Below are 15,021 nucleotides of genomic sequence, written 5' to 3'. Positions count from 1 at the left end.
ATATGGCATGTTTAAAGCTTCAAGCAGTAACCAAATCTTATGACGGCGTCACGCCAGTGATAAAGCAGATTGATTTAGATGTCGCTGATGGCGAATTCATCGTGATGGTCGGCCCGTCCGGTTGCGGTAAATCGACACTGCTGCGGATGGTCGCCGGGCTGGAGCGCACTACCAGCGGAGATATCTACATCGATAATCTGCGAGTGACGGATATGGAACCTAAAGATCGTGGCATCGCCATGGTGTTTCAGAACTATGCGCTATATCCCCATATGAGTGTGTTTGACAATATGGCTTATGGTTTGAAAATCCGTGGTTTTGGCAAAGAGCAGATTCGTCAACGCGTGGATGAGGCCGCCCGTATTTTGGAACTAGAACCGCGGCTCAAACGCAAACCGCGCGAGTTATCCGGCGGTCAGCGCCAGCGGGTTGCGATGGGCCGCGCGATTGTGCGAGAACCTGCGGTTTTCCTCTTTGATGAACCCTTGTCTAATCTGGATGCCAAGCTGCGAGTACAGATGCGCCTTGAGTTGCAACAGTTACATCGGCGGTTAAAAACCACCAGTTTGTATGTCACTCATGATCAGGTTGAAGCTATGACGCTGGCCCAGCGGGTGATTGTGATGAACAAAGGCGTAGCGGAGCAAATTGGCACACCAAGTGAAGTGTATCAACGACCTGCGACTCTATTTGTTGCCAGCTTTATCGGCTCACCGGCGATGAACCTGTTAGCCGGTACCGTCAGCCGGGATGGGCGAGCCTTTATTTTGGCGGACGGAATGACTCTACCGCTGGAGGTTCCACGGCCACAATGGGCAGATCGGCGCTTGACCCTGGGTATCCGTCCGGAGCATATTCAGCAAACGGTATCTCAGCAGAAAACGTCAGCGCAGGGTGTGCCGATGACGTTATTAACGCTCGAATTGTTGGGGGCGGATAATTTAGCGCACGGGCAGTGGGGTGGGCAGAGTGTGATTGCCCGTTTATCTCATGAAGAGATGCCCGCGGCGGGCAGTATATTGCACTTGTATCTGCCACCTGCGGCGCTGCACTTTTTTGATTCAGAAAGCGGACTACGGATGGAATCATGAGTAAAAACTGGCCTTATCCAACGATTGCTGCTCATCGCGGTGGCGGTTCATTAGCACCAGAAAATACCCTGGCGGCAATTGATGTGGGTGCGCGTCACGGCCACAAGATGATTGAGTTTGATGCTAAGTTATCGCAAGACGGCCAGATATTTCTACTGCATGACGACACTCTGGAGCGCACCAGCAATGGCTGGGGCATGGCTGGAGACTTACCCTGGGAAACGCTGATTCAGCTGGATGCCGGTGACTGGTATAGCACCGCATTTCGTGGTGAGCGCCTGCCATTGCTCTCTGAGGTGGCGTCCCGTTGCGGCCAATATGGCATGGCGGCAAATATTGAAATTAAACCGACCACCGGGACTGAAACCCCTACCGGCCGAGCCATTGCTTTGGCTGCTCGCTTATTATGGCAAGGTCAGGCGACTCCACCGTTGTTATCCTCTTTTTCGTATGAGGCATTAGTGGCGGCGCAGCAGGCAGTACCTGAGCTACCACGCGGTTTATTGCTGGATAAATGGGATGATAACTGGCAGGCGATGACTCGCGAGTTGGATTGCGTTTCTTTACATATCAACCACAAACAACTGACAGTCGAACGGGTGGCGTTACTCAAAGCCGCTGGGCTGCGTATTTTGGTTTACACCGTCAACCAGCCAGCTCGGGCGCAGGAATTGTTAAGTTGGGGCGTTGATTGTGTCTGTACTGACCGTATAGATTTGATATATCCTCATCCTTGAAGCTACAGGGGCGTTAGCTGCGCTCACTCACCCGAATCACATACTTGTTTTGACCTTAAAAAAATAAGTATGCTCATCGGGATGTGCTTGTTTGCTGCCTACCTGTCACTCCAATGGCTTTGATATAAACAGAACAGGAAACAGAGCGGTCAGCCATTCTTACATTTCCGGGTTGACCTGGCCCGGCTTGACAGGAAGTGAACCATGCCCGCCTTTGTTATTTCGCTCTGGCACCAGATTGTCTTGTCTTCACCGCTGTTTGTCCTACTCGCACTGGGCTTCGGTTTGGTTCGATTGGGTAAATGGCCATCTACCATCACCGATGGCTTGACCCGTTTTGTCTTCTCCCTCGCGTTACCTGCCATGCTGTTTCGTATGATGTGTGACTTCTCTGAGCGCCCGGCGGTGGATGCTCGTTTGCTGCTTGCCTTTTTTGGCAGTTGTCTGGTGGTCTTTGTTATCGGGCGAATCATTGCCAGCAGGGTATTTCATCTGGATGGTGTATCCGGTTCGGTATTTGCCCTTGGGGGAATTTTTTCCAATAACGTGATGCTGGGACTACCCATTGCGACCATTATGCTGGGGGAGAAATCCATTCCCGCAGTGGCATTGGTCTTGGTATTTAACGGATTGATTTTGTGGACATTAGTGACTATTTCCGTGGAGTGGGCGCGCAATGGCTCACCAACGTTAGCCGGGTTTACGAAAACCGCCCGTAGTGTACTGACTAATCCACTGATTATCGGGATTATATCCGGTACTTTATTTAGCCTGACCGGTTTGCAATTGCCGTAATTTATCGACCAACCGGTGACTATGCTGGGGCAGGTGGCTCCGCCGCTGTCATTGATTGTGCTGGGCATGGGGTTGGCGGAATACCGCGTGAGTGAGGGCTGGCAAATCAGCAGTGCTATCTGTGTTTTGAAGCTAATTGTGCAGCCGATGGTGATATGGGCGCTGGCGTGGGCAATGAATTTACCCGTGCTGGAAACACAGGTGGTGGTATTGCTTGGGTCAATGGCCACGGGTGTAAACGTTTATCTGATGTCGCGCCAATTTAATGTGCTGACCGGCCCTGCCGCCGCCAGTCTAGTGATGTCCACGGTGCTCGCGGCGGTGACAACCCCACTGATTTTGACCATTATCGGTGTCGGGATGTCTTAACAGCGGAACATGAGTTTTCTCCTGCGAATGGTATTCTGATAGTGGGTATTATTTATTTGGTTTATTATTGCTCATATGTAAACTGAATTTGCTGATAACTAGTGTCCAACTTCCGTTACAATTGCGCTTTATCACCTCAAAGAGCCAATTATTGTGTTGTTACTGATTATTACCACTATCTTGTGGGCATTCTCTTTTAGCCTGATTGGCGAATATCTGGCCGGTCAGGTGGACAGCTGGTTCTCTGTGCTAATGCGTGTCGGGCTGGCAGCGCTAGTCTTTCTGCCTTTCCTGCGTTGGCGCAATATCAATTGGCGTGTGATTGCGCTGTATATGACGGTGGGCGCAATCCAGCTAGGTATCATGTACTTGTTCAGCTTCCGCGCGTATCTCTATTTGACGGTACCGGAGTTTCTGCTATTCACCGTGATGACGCCGCTGTATGTCACATTAATCTATGATTTGCTGCGCCGCCAGCGCCTGCGGTGGGGCTATGCCCTCAGCGCTTTGTTGGCTGTGGCTGGGGCGGCAATCATCCGTTATGACCATCTCAGTGAACATTTTTGGTGGGGATTGGTTCTGGTTCAGGCGGCAAACATTTGTTTTGCCATTGGGCAGGTGGGCTACAAACGGTTGATGGAAGTCCATCCTATCCCACAGCATGTGGCCTTTTCATGGTTCTATGTCGGTGCTTTGATTGTTGCTGTCATTGCCTGGTTTGCTTTCGGCAATCCACAAAAACTACCCACCACGCCATTGCAGTGGGGGGTGCTGGTTTGGTTGGGTGTCGGGGCCTCGGCCTTGGGCTACTTCATGTGGAACTATGGGGCGACACAAGTCGATGCCGGCACCCTGGGTATTATGAATAACGTACATGTTCCGGCTGGGTTACTGGTGAATCTGGCCATTTGGCAAGAAAAGCCCCATTGGCCCAGCTTTATCATTGGGGCAATTGTGATAATGGCCTCGCTATGGGTACACCGGCGTTGGGTCGCTCCGCATTCTTTACAAACGGCAGACTCTCGCAAGCGTGTTGCCGGGCCGAACGAATAAAAGCTTCAGTGACCGGTTGGCGCTGTTCTCCATCTCGGACGGCAGCGTATAACCGGCTCCACAAACCATTTCCCAGTGTTTTCGTCACCACCAGCCCCTGACGTTCGAAGCTCTCTACCACCCAGTGTGGTAGGGCGGCGATCCCCATTCGTGCTGAGACCATTTGAATCAGCAGTAAGGTGTTATCAACATTTTTCAATGCGGGATTGATCCCCGCCGGTTGCAGAAAATGCCGCCAGATATCCAACCGTTGGCGCTGCACCGGGTAAATCATTAACACTTCTTGTGCTAAATCTTCCGGCTCGATGCGGGCTTTATTAGCTAATGGATGGTCAGGTGCTAATACCAAACGCACCTCAAAATCAAACATCGGCGAATAGTGCAACCCACTGCGCGGCAAAATATCCGATGTCAGCACCAGATCCAACTCCCCTTGCTGCAAGGCAGGCTGTGGATCGAAAGTTACGCCTGATTTGAAGTCCATCGCCACTTGCGGCCAGCTTTTGTGGAAATTATCCAGCGCGGGTGTCAGCCACTGAATACAGCTATGACATTCGATGGCGATACGCAACGCAGTTTGATGTGGTTCGTTACAGGTTTGCAGCGCTTGCTTGATTTGCGGCAGCACTTGTTCTGCCAACTGCAACAGGATCTCACCTTGCGTTGTGAAACGTAACGGCTGGCTTTTACGCACAAATAGACGAAAACCCAGGCGCTGTTCCAGATCACTGAATTGATGGGACAACGCCGATTGAGTCTGATGAAGTTGTGTTGCCGCCGCAGCCAGTGAGCCGGTATTACGCAGAGCTTGCAGGGTGCGTAAGTGTTTCAGTTCGATCATGAGAGTCCTTCACAGTGACAGTGAGCAAATTGCGCTTGTGATTAATACAGTACCTGTTGATTATGGATGTGTAAACATCTGGATGGCTAAATGGGAAATAAGACGATGACAATTTTAAATCACACACTGGGTTTTCCGCGTGTAGGTCTGAAACGTGAACTGAAAAAAGCACAAGAAAGTTACTGGGCAGGCAACTCCACGCAAGAAGAATTGCTCAATGTGGGTCGTGAATTGCGCGCCCGCCATTGGCAACAACAACAGCAAGCTGGCGTTGATTTAGTGCCAGTCGGTGATTTCGCCTGGTATGACCATGTTCTGACTACCAGTTTGCTGCTGGGTAACGTCCCGGAACGCCATCAAAATGCCGATGGTTCGATTGATTTAGATACCTTATTCCGCATTGGTCGTGGCCGAGCACCAACCGGTACACCGGCAGCTGCGGCAGAAATGACCAAGTGGTTTAATACCAATTATCACTACATGGTGCCCGAATTCCAACAAGGCCAGCAGTTCAAACTGGGTTGGACTCAGCTGTTGGATGAAGTGGATGAAGCACTGGCATTAGGCCACAAAATCAAGCCGGTACTGCTTGGTCCGGTAACATATCTGTGGCTGGGTAAAGTGAAAGGTGAGCAGTTTGATCGCTTATCATTATTGAAAGATATTCTGCCGGTTTACCAACAAGTGCTGGGAGAATTGGCAAAACGCGGTATCGAGTGGGTGCAAATTGATGAGCCAGCACTGGTGCTGGAATTGCCACAAGAGTGGCTGGATGCTTATCAACCTGCTTATCAGGCGCTGCAAGGTCAGGTTAAATTGTTGCTGACCACCTATTTTGACAGTATCGGGCATAACCTCGACACTATCCGCGCTCTGCCAGTCCAAGGCCTGCATGTTGATGTGGTTGCCGGTCAGGATGATATTGCTGAGCTGAATGCAAAATTGCCGCAAGAGTGGTTGCTATCACTGGGCGTTATCAATGGTCGTAACGTATGGCGTGCCGACCTGAGTCACTGGTTTGAGCGCTTGCAACCGCTGGTGAATAGCCGCCCGCTGTGGCTGGGAAGTTCTTGTTCCTTATTGCACAGCCCAATTGATTTAAGTGAAGAAACGCGTCTTGATGCCGAAGTGAAGAGCTGGTTTGCTTTCGCCCTGCAAAAATGTACCGAACTGGCGCTGTTGACCCAGGCATTGAATGCACCAAGTGAAGCCAAACTGGCTGAATTAGCGGCTTATAGTGCACCAATTCGTGCTCGTCGCGCTTCCAGCCGAGTGCATAATCCGCAAGTCGAACAGCGTTTGGCGGCGATCACCGCGCAAGATATTGAACGCCAACAACCTTACGAAGCACGTGCAGCTGCCCAACGTAAGCGCTTTAACTTGCCGGCCTGGCCGACCACGACTATCGGCTCATTCCCACAAACGACCGAGATCCGGGGCTTGCGTTTGGACTTCAAGCAAGGCCGCCTGGATGGTAAAAACTACCGTACCGGTATTAGCGAACACATCAAACAAGCTATTGCTGAGCAGGAGCGTTTGGGGCTGGATGTGTTGGTTCATGGTGAAGCTGAACGTAATGACATGGTGGAATATTTCGGCGAGCATCTGGACGGTTTTGTCTTTACACAAAATGGTTGGGTACAGAGCTACGGTTCACGTTGCGTTAAGCCACCAGTGATTATTGGTGATATCAGCCGCCCTGAAGCCATCACCGTTGAATGGGCGAAGTATGCTCAATCACTGACCGATAAACCGGTAAAAGGCATGTTGACTGGGCCGGTGACTATTCTGTGTTGGTCATTCCCACGCGAAGATGTCAGCCGTGAAACCATCGCGAAGCAAATTGCGTTGGCACTGCGTGATGAAGTAGAAGATCTGGAAAAAGCCGGTATCGGTATCATCCAGATTGATGAACCAGCGCTGCGTGAAGGCCTGCCTCTACGCCGTGCTGACTGGCAAGCTTATCTACAGTGGGCGGTTGATGCTTTTAAATTGAATGCTGCGGTTGCACAAAACGATACTCAGATTCACACCCATATGTGTTATTGCGAATTCAATGACATTATGGATTCCATTGCTGCGCTGGATGCTGACGTGATTACCATCGAAACCTCCCGCTCAGATATGGAACTGTTGGAATCATTTGAAGATTTCGCGTATCCGAATGAAATTGGTCCCGGTGTTTATGATATTCACTCGCCTAATGTGCCAAGTGTGGAATGGATTGAAGCTTTACTGCGCAAAGCAGCCCTGCGTATTCCAGCGGAACGTTTGTGGGTTAACCCAGACTGTGGCCTGAAAACCCGTGGTTGGCCGGAAACCCGCCAGGCTCTGGCAAACATGGTACTGGCAGCACAACGTTTGCGTGAAGAACAAGTCTGATTAATAACGGTTTACTGTGTGTTGTGAAACTTTGGGCGCATATTTTGCGCCCTTTTTTATGGCTGTTATTTATCATCTTCGGTAATAGGATTAGCTGCGACTCCGTGCTGCGCAAACCAGTCAAGCATGCGCAGCCAGCCATCCAGTGCCGATTCTTCGTGATAGCTTGGACGGTAATCAGCATTAAAGGCATGCCCTGCATCTGGATAAACAATGATTTCGGCATCAGCATTTGCTGCTCGCAATGCCTGACGCATGGTATCGATATGCTCTTGTGTGATACTACCGTCTTTACCGCCATATAGCCCCATCACTGGGGCGCTAAGGTCGACGGCAACATCAACCGGATATCTCGGTAGTAGTAAAGTTTTTTCTCCTACCAGTTTGCCATACCAGGCCACTGCGGCTTTTAATTGTGGATTATGGGCGGCATATAGCCATGCAATGCGCCCACCCCAGCAAAAACCAGTAATGGCTAGTTTGCTGATATCGCCACCGTGACGCGATGCCCAGTGAGCAGTATGATCAAGATCTACCATGACCTGTCGATCGGGCACCTTACTCACCAGATTTTTAACTAACGCATTGATATCATCATATTCTTTGGCATCACCTTGGCGGAAAAACAGCTCAGGGGCAATGGCTAAATATCCCTGTTTCGCCAATCTGCGGCAGATATCTTGAATGTGCTCATGCACGCCAAAGATTTCTTGTACAACAATCACCACAGGATATGGCCCCGAGTGTTGGGCCGGTTTGGCAATATACGCTGGTAATTCATCGCCTTGAGAAGGGATAGTCGTTTCTGTGCAGTGAATACCTTGTTGGTTGGTATGACGGACCGTCGAGGCCAGAGGATCTACTGCGGGTGTAAATCCGCTTGTCGCCTGCCTGAGAGTCATAGATTGATCAGTTTTCACGGTAGTCTCCTTATGAAATGAGGAAAGTATGACTCGGTAAAATCTTATAGAGCTGAGCTATCCATCGCCCTTGATGTATGCTGTTGACGACTTTAACTATAGGTAATCTTTGGGATTAATGAGATGAGGTTTACAGTAATTAAGCATTTTATTGCGACATGAGTACGGTAGGTAAGTCAGTTTCTGATAAGAAGATATTCATCCAACATTGCCCAATGAGTCCTACTATTGTTATTCATATATAAAATCACTACTGCAGAGGGTGGTGTTTGTATGAAATTCCGTCTACATAGTCTTGATTTGTGATATTGATCATATTTCTAATGTATTTGCAGTAATCATTTCTTTTATCAAAGTGATAGTCGTCACGAAATTATGTGGTGATTTTGAGTAAAGTATTCCTTTGTACCTCCATATATTCCTAAGTAATTTGAGTTGCAGGACGGCGGCAAGTGAATGACAACTCGGTGAAAACCGATTTGAACAGCATTTATGCTAGCCCGCAGGGCGAGCCTCTTTGAGGCTTATTAATCCCGATGAGTTTACCTAAGTCATCTATTCGGTAGATTAAAAGTAGCCCATGCACATGCAGCTTGAAGTATGACGGACATAACATCTCTCATGAAAGAGGAGTCTCACACATGGCTAAATCCGACGTTTTTCACTTGGGCCTGACTAAAAATGATCTGCAAGGGGCGACTCTGGCGATCGTTCCAGGTGATCCACAGCGTGTTGAGAAAATCGCTAAATTGATGGATAACCCAGTGCATCTGGCTTCACATCGTGAATTTACTTCGTGGCGTGCCGAGCTTGATGGCAAAGCTGTGATTGTCTGCTCAACCGGTATCGGTGGCCCATCAACTTCTATTGCGGTTGAAGAGTTGGCACAACTTGGTGTGCGGACGTTTCTACGTATTGGTACTACAGGTGCTATTCAGCCACATATTAATGTTGGTGATGTATTGGTTACTACCGCGGCGGTGCGTTTAGACGGTGCTAGCTTGCACTTTGCACCAATGGAATTCCCAGCGGTGGCTGATTTTGATTGCACCACGGCATTAGTTAATGCGGCTAAATCAGTCGGTGCGACGACTCATATTGGTGTTACCGCATCTTCAGATACTTTCTATCCAGGGCAAGAACGTTACGATACCTACTCTGGCCGTGTCGTTAGCCGCTTTAAAGGTTCTATGGAAGAATGGCAATCTATGGGCGTGATGAATTATGAAATGGAATCTGCCACTCTGCTGACAATGTGTGCTAGCCAAGGATTGCGTGCCGGTATGGTCGCTGGGGTGATTGTTAACCGTACCCAGCAAGAGATTCCTAACGAAGAAACTATGAAAGCGACTGAAAGCCATGCAGTAAAAATCGTCGTTGAAGCAGCTCGTCACCTGCTGTAATACAGACGGCTTATGGGTAAAACTCGCAATAAGCGAATAAATGAATACCAAATGAGCGGGTCAGTTTACTGGCCCGTTCTTTTTTTCGGCTGATTATCTGTTAATGTCGTAGCTCTTATATGGACAGCAAAATAAGAGGAAAACATGACAACACCTGCTATATCTCATCCTTCCCTATTGCCACTGGACGGTGGTATTAACTTTCGTGATCTCGGTGGTAATGTCGTTGCAGATGGCCGGCGTATTAAGCGCGGGTTATTGTTTCGCTCGGGATCACTTGACCGTTTGAGCACCAAAGATTGTGCTGTTCTTAGCAGCGGCTCTGTCGCTCAAATTCTTGATTACCGTGATGCGGATGAAGTCCAGGCTAAGCCTGATATTGTGTGGCAAGGTGCCAGTTATCACAATATTCCAGCCAACCCACTCAGCAGTGAAGTTAACGCGAATCTGGAGAAACTGACTAACGAGACGTTAGCGACATTTGATGCCAGAGCTTTCATGTTAGAGCTGTACCGTCGCCTGCCATTTAATAATCAAGCTTATAAACAGTTAGTCAGTTTGTTACAAAATAGTGCCTCACCAGAGCATGCAGCGGCTGGCGTGGTACAGCATTGTGCCGTCGGGAAAGACCGCACCGGAGTGGGTTCGGCTTTGGTGTTGTTTGCTTTAGGCGCTGATGAATCGACGGTATTGGAAGATTACCTGTTGACTGAAACAACTCTGGCACCTTTCCGTGAAAGCATGCTGGCGGAACTGGCACTAAAACTAAATTCTCAGGCGCTAGGGCAATTTGCATTTGTATTGTCGGCTCGAGAAGAGTTTATTCAAACCGCATTGCGCAGTATTCAAGATCGTTACGGGAGCCGCGAGCAGTGGCTGCAGCAGGAATTTGGTCTTGGCAGCAGGGAGCGCGAAAAGTTGCAGTCATATTTCTTGGAGTAATTGTTCCTAAACATGCCACTTTTCCGATTTATCGCATATTGAGCCACCACTGGGTGGCTTTTTTTTACCGCTTAATGATGCAAACTACCGCTTAACCAGTTCGTTGATATTTCTCTTAGGGAGCAAGCGTATGTTAACGCCTGACAAATTCCCTGGAGAGAATGCTCATGCAACATGCGATTACCTTTGTTATCGCCTCCGCGTGTGTCCTTGTGATCTGCTACCGTTTATACGGTATCTTTTTTGTTCGTAAGGTTCTGCGCGTCGATGACAGTGAAGTAACACCTTCCCACACCTTTGAAGATGGCAAAGATTACGTTCCAACTAAAAAATGGGTTAACTTTGGTAGCCACTTCGCAGCCATTGCTGCGGCTGGCCCCTTGGTTGGTCCTGTATTGGCGGCCCAGTATGGTTATTTACCCGGCTTCCTGTGGCTATTGATTGGTTGTGTTATCGGCGGTGCCGTTCACGATACCGTTGTTTTGTTCGCTTCGATGAAACATCAGGGTAAATCTCTATCTGAAGTGGCTAAATCAGAACTCGGGCCAGTCGCTGGCTGGTGTACCGGTCTGGCGATGCTATTTATCATTACTATCACTATGGCCGGGTTATCAATGGTTGTAGTACATGCGCTGGAACGTAACCCTTGGGGTACTTTCGCGGTGTTCATGACAATCCCTATCGCGATTTGTGTTGGCTTATGGGAACGCATGACAGGCAGCATGAAAGGGGCTTCTTATGTTGGTATCGCCGCCATTATGGTGTGCGTGTTCGTCGGCCCTTATATTGAACACACTTGGCTTGGCGAATGGCTCATGCTGAAAGCAGATACCGTCAGTATCATTCTTCCAATGTATGCTTTCTTCGCTACGGCACTACCTGTCTGGATGTTATTGACCCCTCGCGGTTATCTCTCCAGCTTTATGAAAATCGGCGTATTCGGTGCACTGATTGTTGGCGTTGTATTTATTAACCCTGAAATTCAATTCCCAGCAGTAACACAGTTTATCCACGGTGGTGGCCCCGTACTAGCTGGCCCAGTTTGGCCATTTATCTCTATTACCATTGCTTGTGGCGCTATTTCTGGTTTCCACGCATTTATTGGTTCAGGTACTACACCAAAACAAATCGATAAATGGAGTGACATCTTACCTGTTGGTTTTGGTGCGATGCTGGCCGAGTGTATGGTCGGGGTAATGGCCTTGATCGCTGCAACATCTCTGCATCCTGCCGACTACTTCGCGATTAACTCTTCAGCCGAAGCTTGGAGTGTGCTGGGCATGGAAGTGGTTAACCTACCAAAACTGAGTCAGGAAATTGGCTTAGATTTGTATGGCCGTACCGGCGGCGCAGTCACCTTAGCTGTGGGTATGACGGATATCTTCATTCGTGTGCCGTGGTTCAGTAGTCTGGCCGCTTATTTCTTCCAGTTTGTTGTGATGTTTGAAGCTGTATTCATTCTGACAGCTGTTGACTCAGGTACCCGTGTTGCTCGCTACCTGCTGCAAGATTTTTTGGGCGATATCTGGGCTCCACTAAAACGTACTGATTGGTTACCGGGCACATTAGCATGCAGTGTTATTGCTTGCGCGCTGTGGGGTTACCTCCTTAACTCCGGTGATATCAACTCAGTCTGGGCGTTGTTCGGTGTATCAAATCAGCTAATGGCTTCTGTTGGTTTGATTATCGGTGCCACTATTATTCTGCGTCTGGCAACCAAACGGGTTTACATGCTGACTTGCGTGATTCCATTGGCTTATCTGTTTGTCACCGTAAACTATGCTGGTTATTGGATGATCACCCACGTGTACTTCAATTCAGCAGCGAAAGGTTACAACCTGTTTAATGGCATCATCTCTATCATCATGATGACATTGGGTGTCATTATCCTGATATCAGCACTGAAAAAATGGCGTGAGCTGTGGATTCGTAGATCAGCCGAGATGGCAGGCAATAAGGTGGTTACTGCCAACGCCTGATATCCTAAATCGATAGCTTTAGTCCTAATAAACGGTCGGAATCTCACGGCCGTTTATTTTTTGTTAAGTTAAAATGTCGACACATTGAGTATGCTAATGGCTACTTTATTGATAACAGGAAAATGCCTGTGACCTTAAATGATGTCATTACTGTCGTGATTGATTTTGTTCGTGAACATGAAACGTGGGCAATGCCTATCGTGTTTATTCTCGCTTTTGGTGAGTCGCTAGCCTTTCTTTCCTTACTGCTACCTGCCACGGTTATCTTGCTCGGACTAGGTGCATTAATCGGTGAAAGCGGGATTTCCTTCTGGCCAATTTGGGCCGCAGCTGTAGCAGGCGCTTTTTTTGGCGACTGGCTCTCTTATTGGATTGGCGATCATTATAAAGATCGCGTCGGCACCCTGTGGCCTCTTTCTCGCAACCCTAAACTACTCGTCCGCGGTCATGCTTTCTTTGAACGTTGGGGGTTCTTCGGTGCTTTCATCGGCCGCTTCTTTGGCCCACTGCGAGCAGTTGTCCCGCTAGTCGCCGGAATATGTGCTATGCCAAAATTCTATTTCCAGTTGGCTAATATCACATCTGCAATCATTTGGGCATTCGGTATTCTTGCTCCTGGCGCTTTCGGTATTCAGTGGCTATCTCACTGGATGGATTAACTTTGCATCAGCTTTGAAGCGGCTCCATATTTTGTGGCTGACAGTTTTAACGTATCTCTCTGTCATAGAGTAAGCGGTTTTTTATCTGCTTATTATTTATGCGCACAGCTTCGCAATATGGGATGTAACGAAAAAACACTCTGGACATCCATACAGTATCCCCTTACCTTGACTGACAATAGGTTAATGGGGAGATAACCGTGGATATCATTTTATTTTATGGGCTGGGAGGCTGCCTGTTTGGTGGACTTATAGGTTGGTTGATTGCCAGTTTGTCTCAACAGCGCAATAAAGCACAGCAGGATATTGAGCGGCGGTTACTGGAGCAGTCATTGCAACAGTCACAGCAAAACACTCTAGAATTACAGTCCCTTTTGCAACGCAATGAACAGCAATTGCGACAAAGTGAATTAGAACAGCGTAATTTGCACAGTCAACTCGCGGCAAATTCTGAAAAACTGCAACAATTAGCTCATTGGCGCAATGAATGTGAGCAGCTCAATCAAGAATTACGGGCGCAAAGAGAAGTAAATAGCGCGCAAGAAGCTGAACTACGTGAAGTCACTATACGTTTGGAAGAAACACGGCTGACTGCAGAAGAGAAGCAACGGCTGCTTCTTAACAGTGAGCAACGGCTAACCACTCAGTTCGAAAATCTGGCAAATCGTATCTTTGAACAAACTGGCCGCCGGGCAGACGAACAAAATAAGCAAAGCTTGGATCGCTTACTGTTACCTCTACGGGAGCAGCTAGATGGTTTCCGAAGACAGGTACAGGATAGTTTTGGGCAAGAAGCTCGAGAACGCCATACTCTGACCCATGAAATCCGTAGCTTACAGCAGCTCAATGCTCAAATGGCGCGTGAAGCTCTCAACCTGACCAAAGCCCTCAAAGGGGATAATAAAACCCAGGGAAACTGGGGTGAAGTCGTTTTAGCTAAGGTGCTTGAGGCTTCAGGGTTACGCGAGGGTCATGAATATCAAACCCAGGTTAGTGTAAAGATTGATAGTAATAGCCGTATGCAACCAGATGTCATTGTACGCTTGCCGCAGGGTAAGGATGTTGTTATTGACGCTAAAATGTCACTGGTAGCCTATGAACGCTACTTTAATAGTGAAGATGATATTGCGCGTGAAGCGGCATTAAGCGAGCATTTATTGTCACTACGTGCGCATATCAGGATGCTAGGTCGCAAGGATTATCAGCAACTTCCTGGTTTACGTTCGCTTGACTATGTATTGATGTTTATTCCCGTTGAACCTGCGTTTTTGGTGGCAATCGACCGTCAACCTGAATTGATCAGTGAAGCGCTACAGCACAATATTATGTTGGTTAGCCCAACAACATTGCTGGTGGCTTTACGAACTATTACCAATTTATGGCGCTACGAACATCAAAGCCAAAATGCACAACGTATTGCGGAGAGGGCTGCCAAACTCTATGACAAATTGCGTTTATTTGTTGATGATATGGAGTCGTTAGGGCAAAGCCTCGACAAAGCACAGTTAAGTTATCGTCAGGCAATGAACAAACTGTCGCAAGGCCGTGGTAACCTGATAGGGCAAGTTGAAAGTTTTCGTACTCTGGGGGTCGAGATAAAACGGCCTATTAGTCCAACACTGGCAGAGAAAGCTAGTTTGGAAGATCAACCTGAGGACGATTTAGCGCTATCCGATGATGCAGAATCCGAGATAAGTGATTTTGCACCGCTGAAGTATCAGGGTTAGTTGCATGTTCCTCTTCTGTATGATGTTGAGAAAGCTGTGATTAAGCAGTTACCTTAATACCAGGTGAGGTGGGGCTTTCATCGGAGTTCTGGTACACTTCCTCGAAAGATTGACTGAAAAGCA

11 protein-coding genes and 1 pseudogene are annotated in these 15,021 nt (G+C 48.4%); 10 read left to right on the top strand and 2 right to left on the bottom strand.

Annotation, left to right across the window (positions count from 1 at the left end; all coding sequences use genetic code 11):
* Nucleotides 1-2 precede the first annotated feature (2 nt).
* From ACF3VQ_RS19800 to ACF3VQ_RS19785, 4 genes and pseudogenes are all read left to right on the top strand, one after another.
* Entirely contained in the window at nt 3-1,091 is a 1,089-nt protein-coding gene (locus ACF3VQ_RS19800) for a sn-glycerol-3-phosphate import ATP-binding protein UgpC (RefSeq protein ID WP_392432655.1), read from the top strand.
* Nucleotides 1,088-1,828 carry a glycerophosphodiester phosphodiesterase gene (gene ugpQ, locus ACF3VQ_RS19795; protein WP_392432654.1) on the top strand — a complete coding sequence of 247 codons (741 nt, stop codon included), beginning with the start codon at nt 1,088-1,090 and terminating at the stop codon, nt 1,826-1,828. The genes ACF3VQ_RS19800 and ugpQ overlap by 4 nt, the downstream gene beginning before the upstream one ends.
* Nucleotides 1,829-2,032: 204 nt before the next feature.
* Nucleotides 2,033-2,992 (top strand): annotated as a pseudogene (locus tag ACF3VQ_RS19790) (AEC family transporter).
* A 153-nt stretch (nt 2,993-3,145) separates the two neighbouring features.
* On the top strand, nt 3,146-4,045 hold the full coding sequence (locus ACF3VQ_RS19785) for a carboxylate/amino acid/amine transporter (RefSeq protein ID WP_392432653.1): 900 nt from the start codon (nt 3,146-3,148) through the stop codon (nt 4,043-4,045).
* On the opposite strand, the gene metR is transcribed toward ACF3VQ_RS19785, so the two are convergent.
* Entirely contained in the window at nt 3,933-4,886 is a 954-nt protein-coding gene (gene metR / locus ACF3VQ_RS19780) for an HTH-type transcriptional regulator MetR (RefSeq protein ID WP_005163900.1), read from the bottom strand. The two genes, ACF3VQ_RS19785 and metR, sit on opposite strands and share 113 nt — an antisense overlap.
* 105 nt (nt 4,887-4,991) lie before the next feature.
* Here metR and metE point away from each other — a divergent pair, with 105 nt between their 5' ends.
* The gene (gene metE / locus ACF3VQ_RS19775) at nt 4,992-7,268 is read left to right on the top strand and encodes a 5-methyltetrahydropteroyltriglutamate--homocysteine S-methyltransferase (protein WP_392432652.1); all 2,277 of its coding nucleotides are present in this window, start codon (nt 4,992-4,994) and stop codon (nt 7,266-7,268) included.
* Between the two features lie 65 nt (nt 7,269-7,333).
* Here the strand turns inward: metE and ACF3VQ_RS19770 are convergent, their stop codons facing one another.
* Nucleotides 7,334-8,188, bottom strand: a complete 855-nt coding sequence (locus ACF3VQ_RS19770; RefSeq protein ID WP_392432651.1) for a dienelactone hydrolase family protein — start codon at nt 8,186-8,188, stop codon at nt 7,334-7,336.
* 641 nt (nt 8,189-8,829) lie between these two features.
* On the opposite strand from ACF3VQ_RS19770, the gene udp reads away from it, so the two are divergent.
* From udp to rmuC, 5 genes are all read left to right on the top strand, one after another.
* Entirely contained in the window at nt 8,830-9,591 is a 762-nt protein-coding gene (gene udp, locus ACF3VQ_RS19765) for a uridine phosphorylase (RefSeq protein ID WP_004703927.1), read from the top strand.
* A gap of 144 nt (nt 9,592-9,735) precedes the next feature.
* A complete protein-coding gene (locus tag ACF3VQ_RS19760; RefSeq protein ID WP_392432650.1) occupies nt 9,736-10,533 on the top strand; it encodes a tyrosine-protein phosphatase in 798 nt (265 codons plus the stop codon).
* A gap of 167 nt (nt 10,534-10,700) precedes the next feature.
* A complete protein-coding gene (locus ACF3VQ_RS19755; protein ID WP_392435725.1) occupies nt 10,701-12,512 on the top strand; it encodes a carbon starvation protein A in 1,812 nt (603 codons plus the stop codon).
* Nucleotides 12,513-12,640: 128 nt separating this feature from the next.
* Entirely contained in the window at nt 12,641-13,171 is a 531-nt protein-coding gene (locus ACF3VQ_RS19750; RefSeq protein WP_392432649.1) for a DedA family protein, read from the top strand.
* 200 nt (nt 13,172-13,371) lie between these two features.
* The gene (rmuC, locus tag ACF3VQ_RS19745) at nt 13,372-14,898 is read left to right on the top strand and encodes a DNA recombination protein RmuC (protein WP_392432648.1); all 1,527 of its coding nucleotides are present in this window, start codon (nt 13,372-13,374) and stop codon (nt 14,896-14,898) included.
* The last annotated feature ends 123 nt before the right edge of the window (nt 14,899-15,021 follow it).

Source organism: Yersinia fenwicki (assembly GCF_043099325.1).
Classification (GTDB): Bacteria; Pseudomonadota; Gammaproteobacteria; order Enterobacterales; family Enterobacteriaceae; genus Yersinia.
Note: the sequence above shows the minus strand (reverse complement) of the source record. Positions and strands in the feature narration are given on the sequence as shown.

Bases quoted from the DNA above. Each gene is read 5' to 3' on its own strand.
- ACF3VQ_RS19800 (WP_392432655.1), top strand. From the start codon at position 3: ATGGCATGTTTAAAGCTTCAAGCAGTAACCAAATCTTATGACGGCGTC.
- ugpQ (WP_392432654.1), top strand. From the start codon at position 1,088: ATGAGTAAAAACTGGCCTTATCCAACGATTGCTGCTCATCGCGGTGGC.
- metR (WP_005163900.1), bottom strand. From the start codon at position 4,886: ATGATCGAACTGAAACACTTACGCACCCTGCAAGCTCTGCGTAATACC.
- metE (WP_392432652.1), top strand. From the start codon at position 4,992: ATGACAATTTTAAATCACACACTGGGTTTTCCGCGTGTAGGTCTGAAA.
- udp (WP_004703927.1), top strand. From the start codon at position 8,830: ATGGCTAAATCCGACGTTTTTCACTTGGGCCTGACTAAAAATGATCTG.
- ACF3VQ_RS19760 (WP_392432650.1), top strand. From the start codon at position 9,736: ATGACAACACCTGCTATATCTCATCCTTCCCTATTGCCACTGGACGGT.
- ACF3VQ_RS19755 (WP_392435725.1), top strand. From the start codon at position 10,701: ATGCAACATGCGATTACCTTTGTTATCGCCTCCGCGTGTGTCCTTGTG.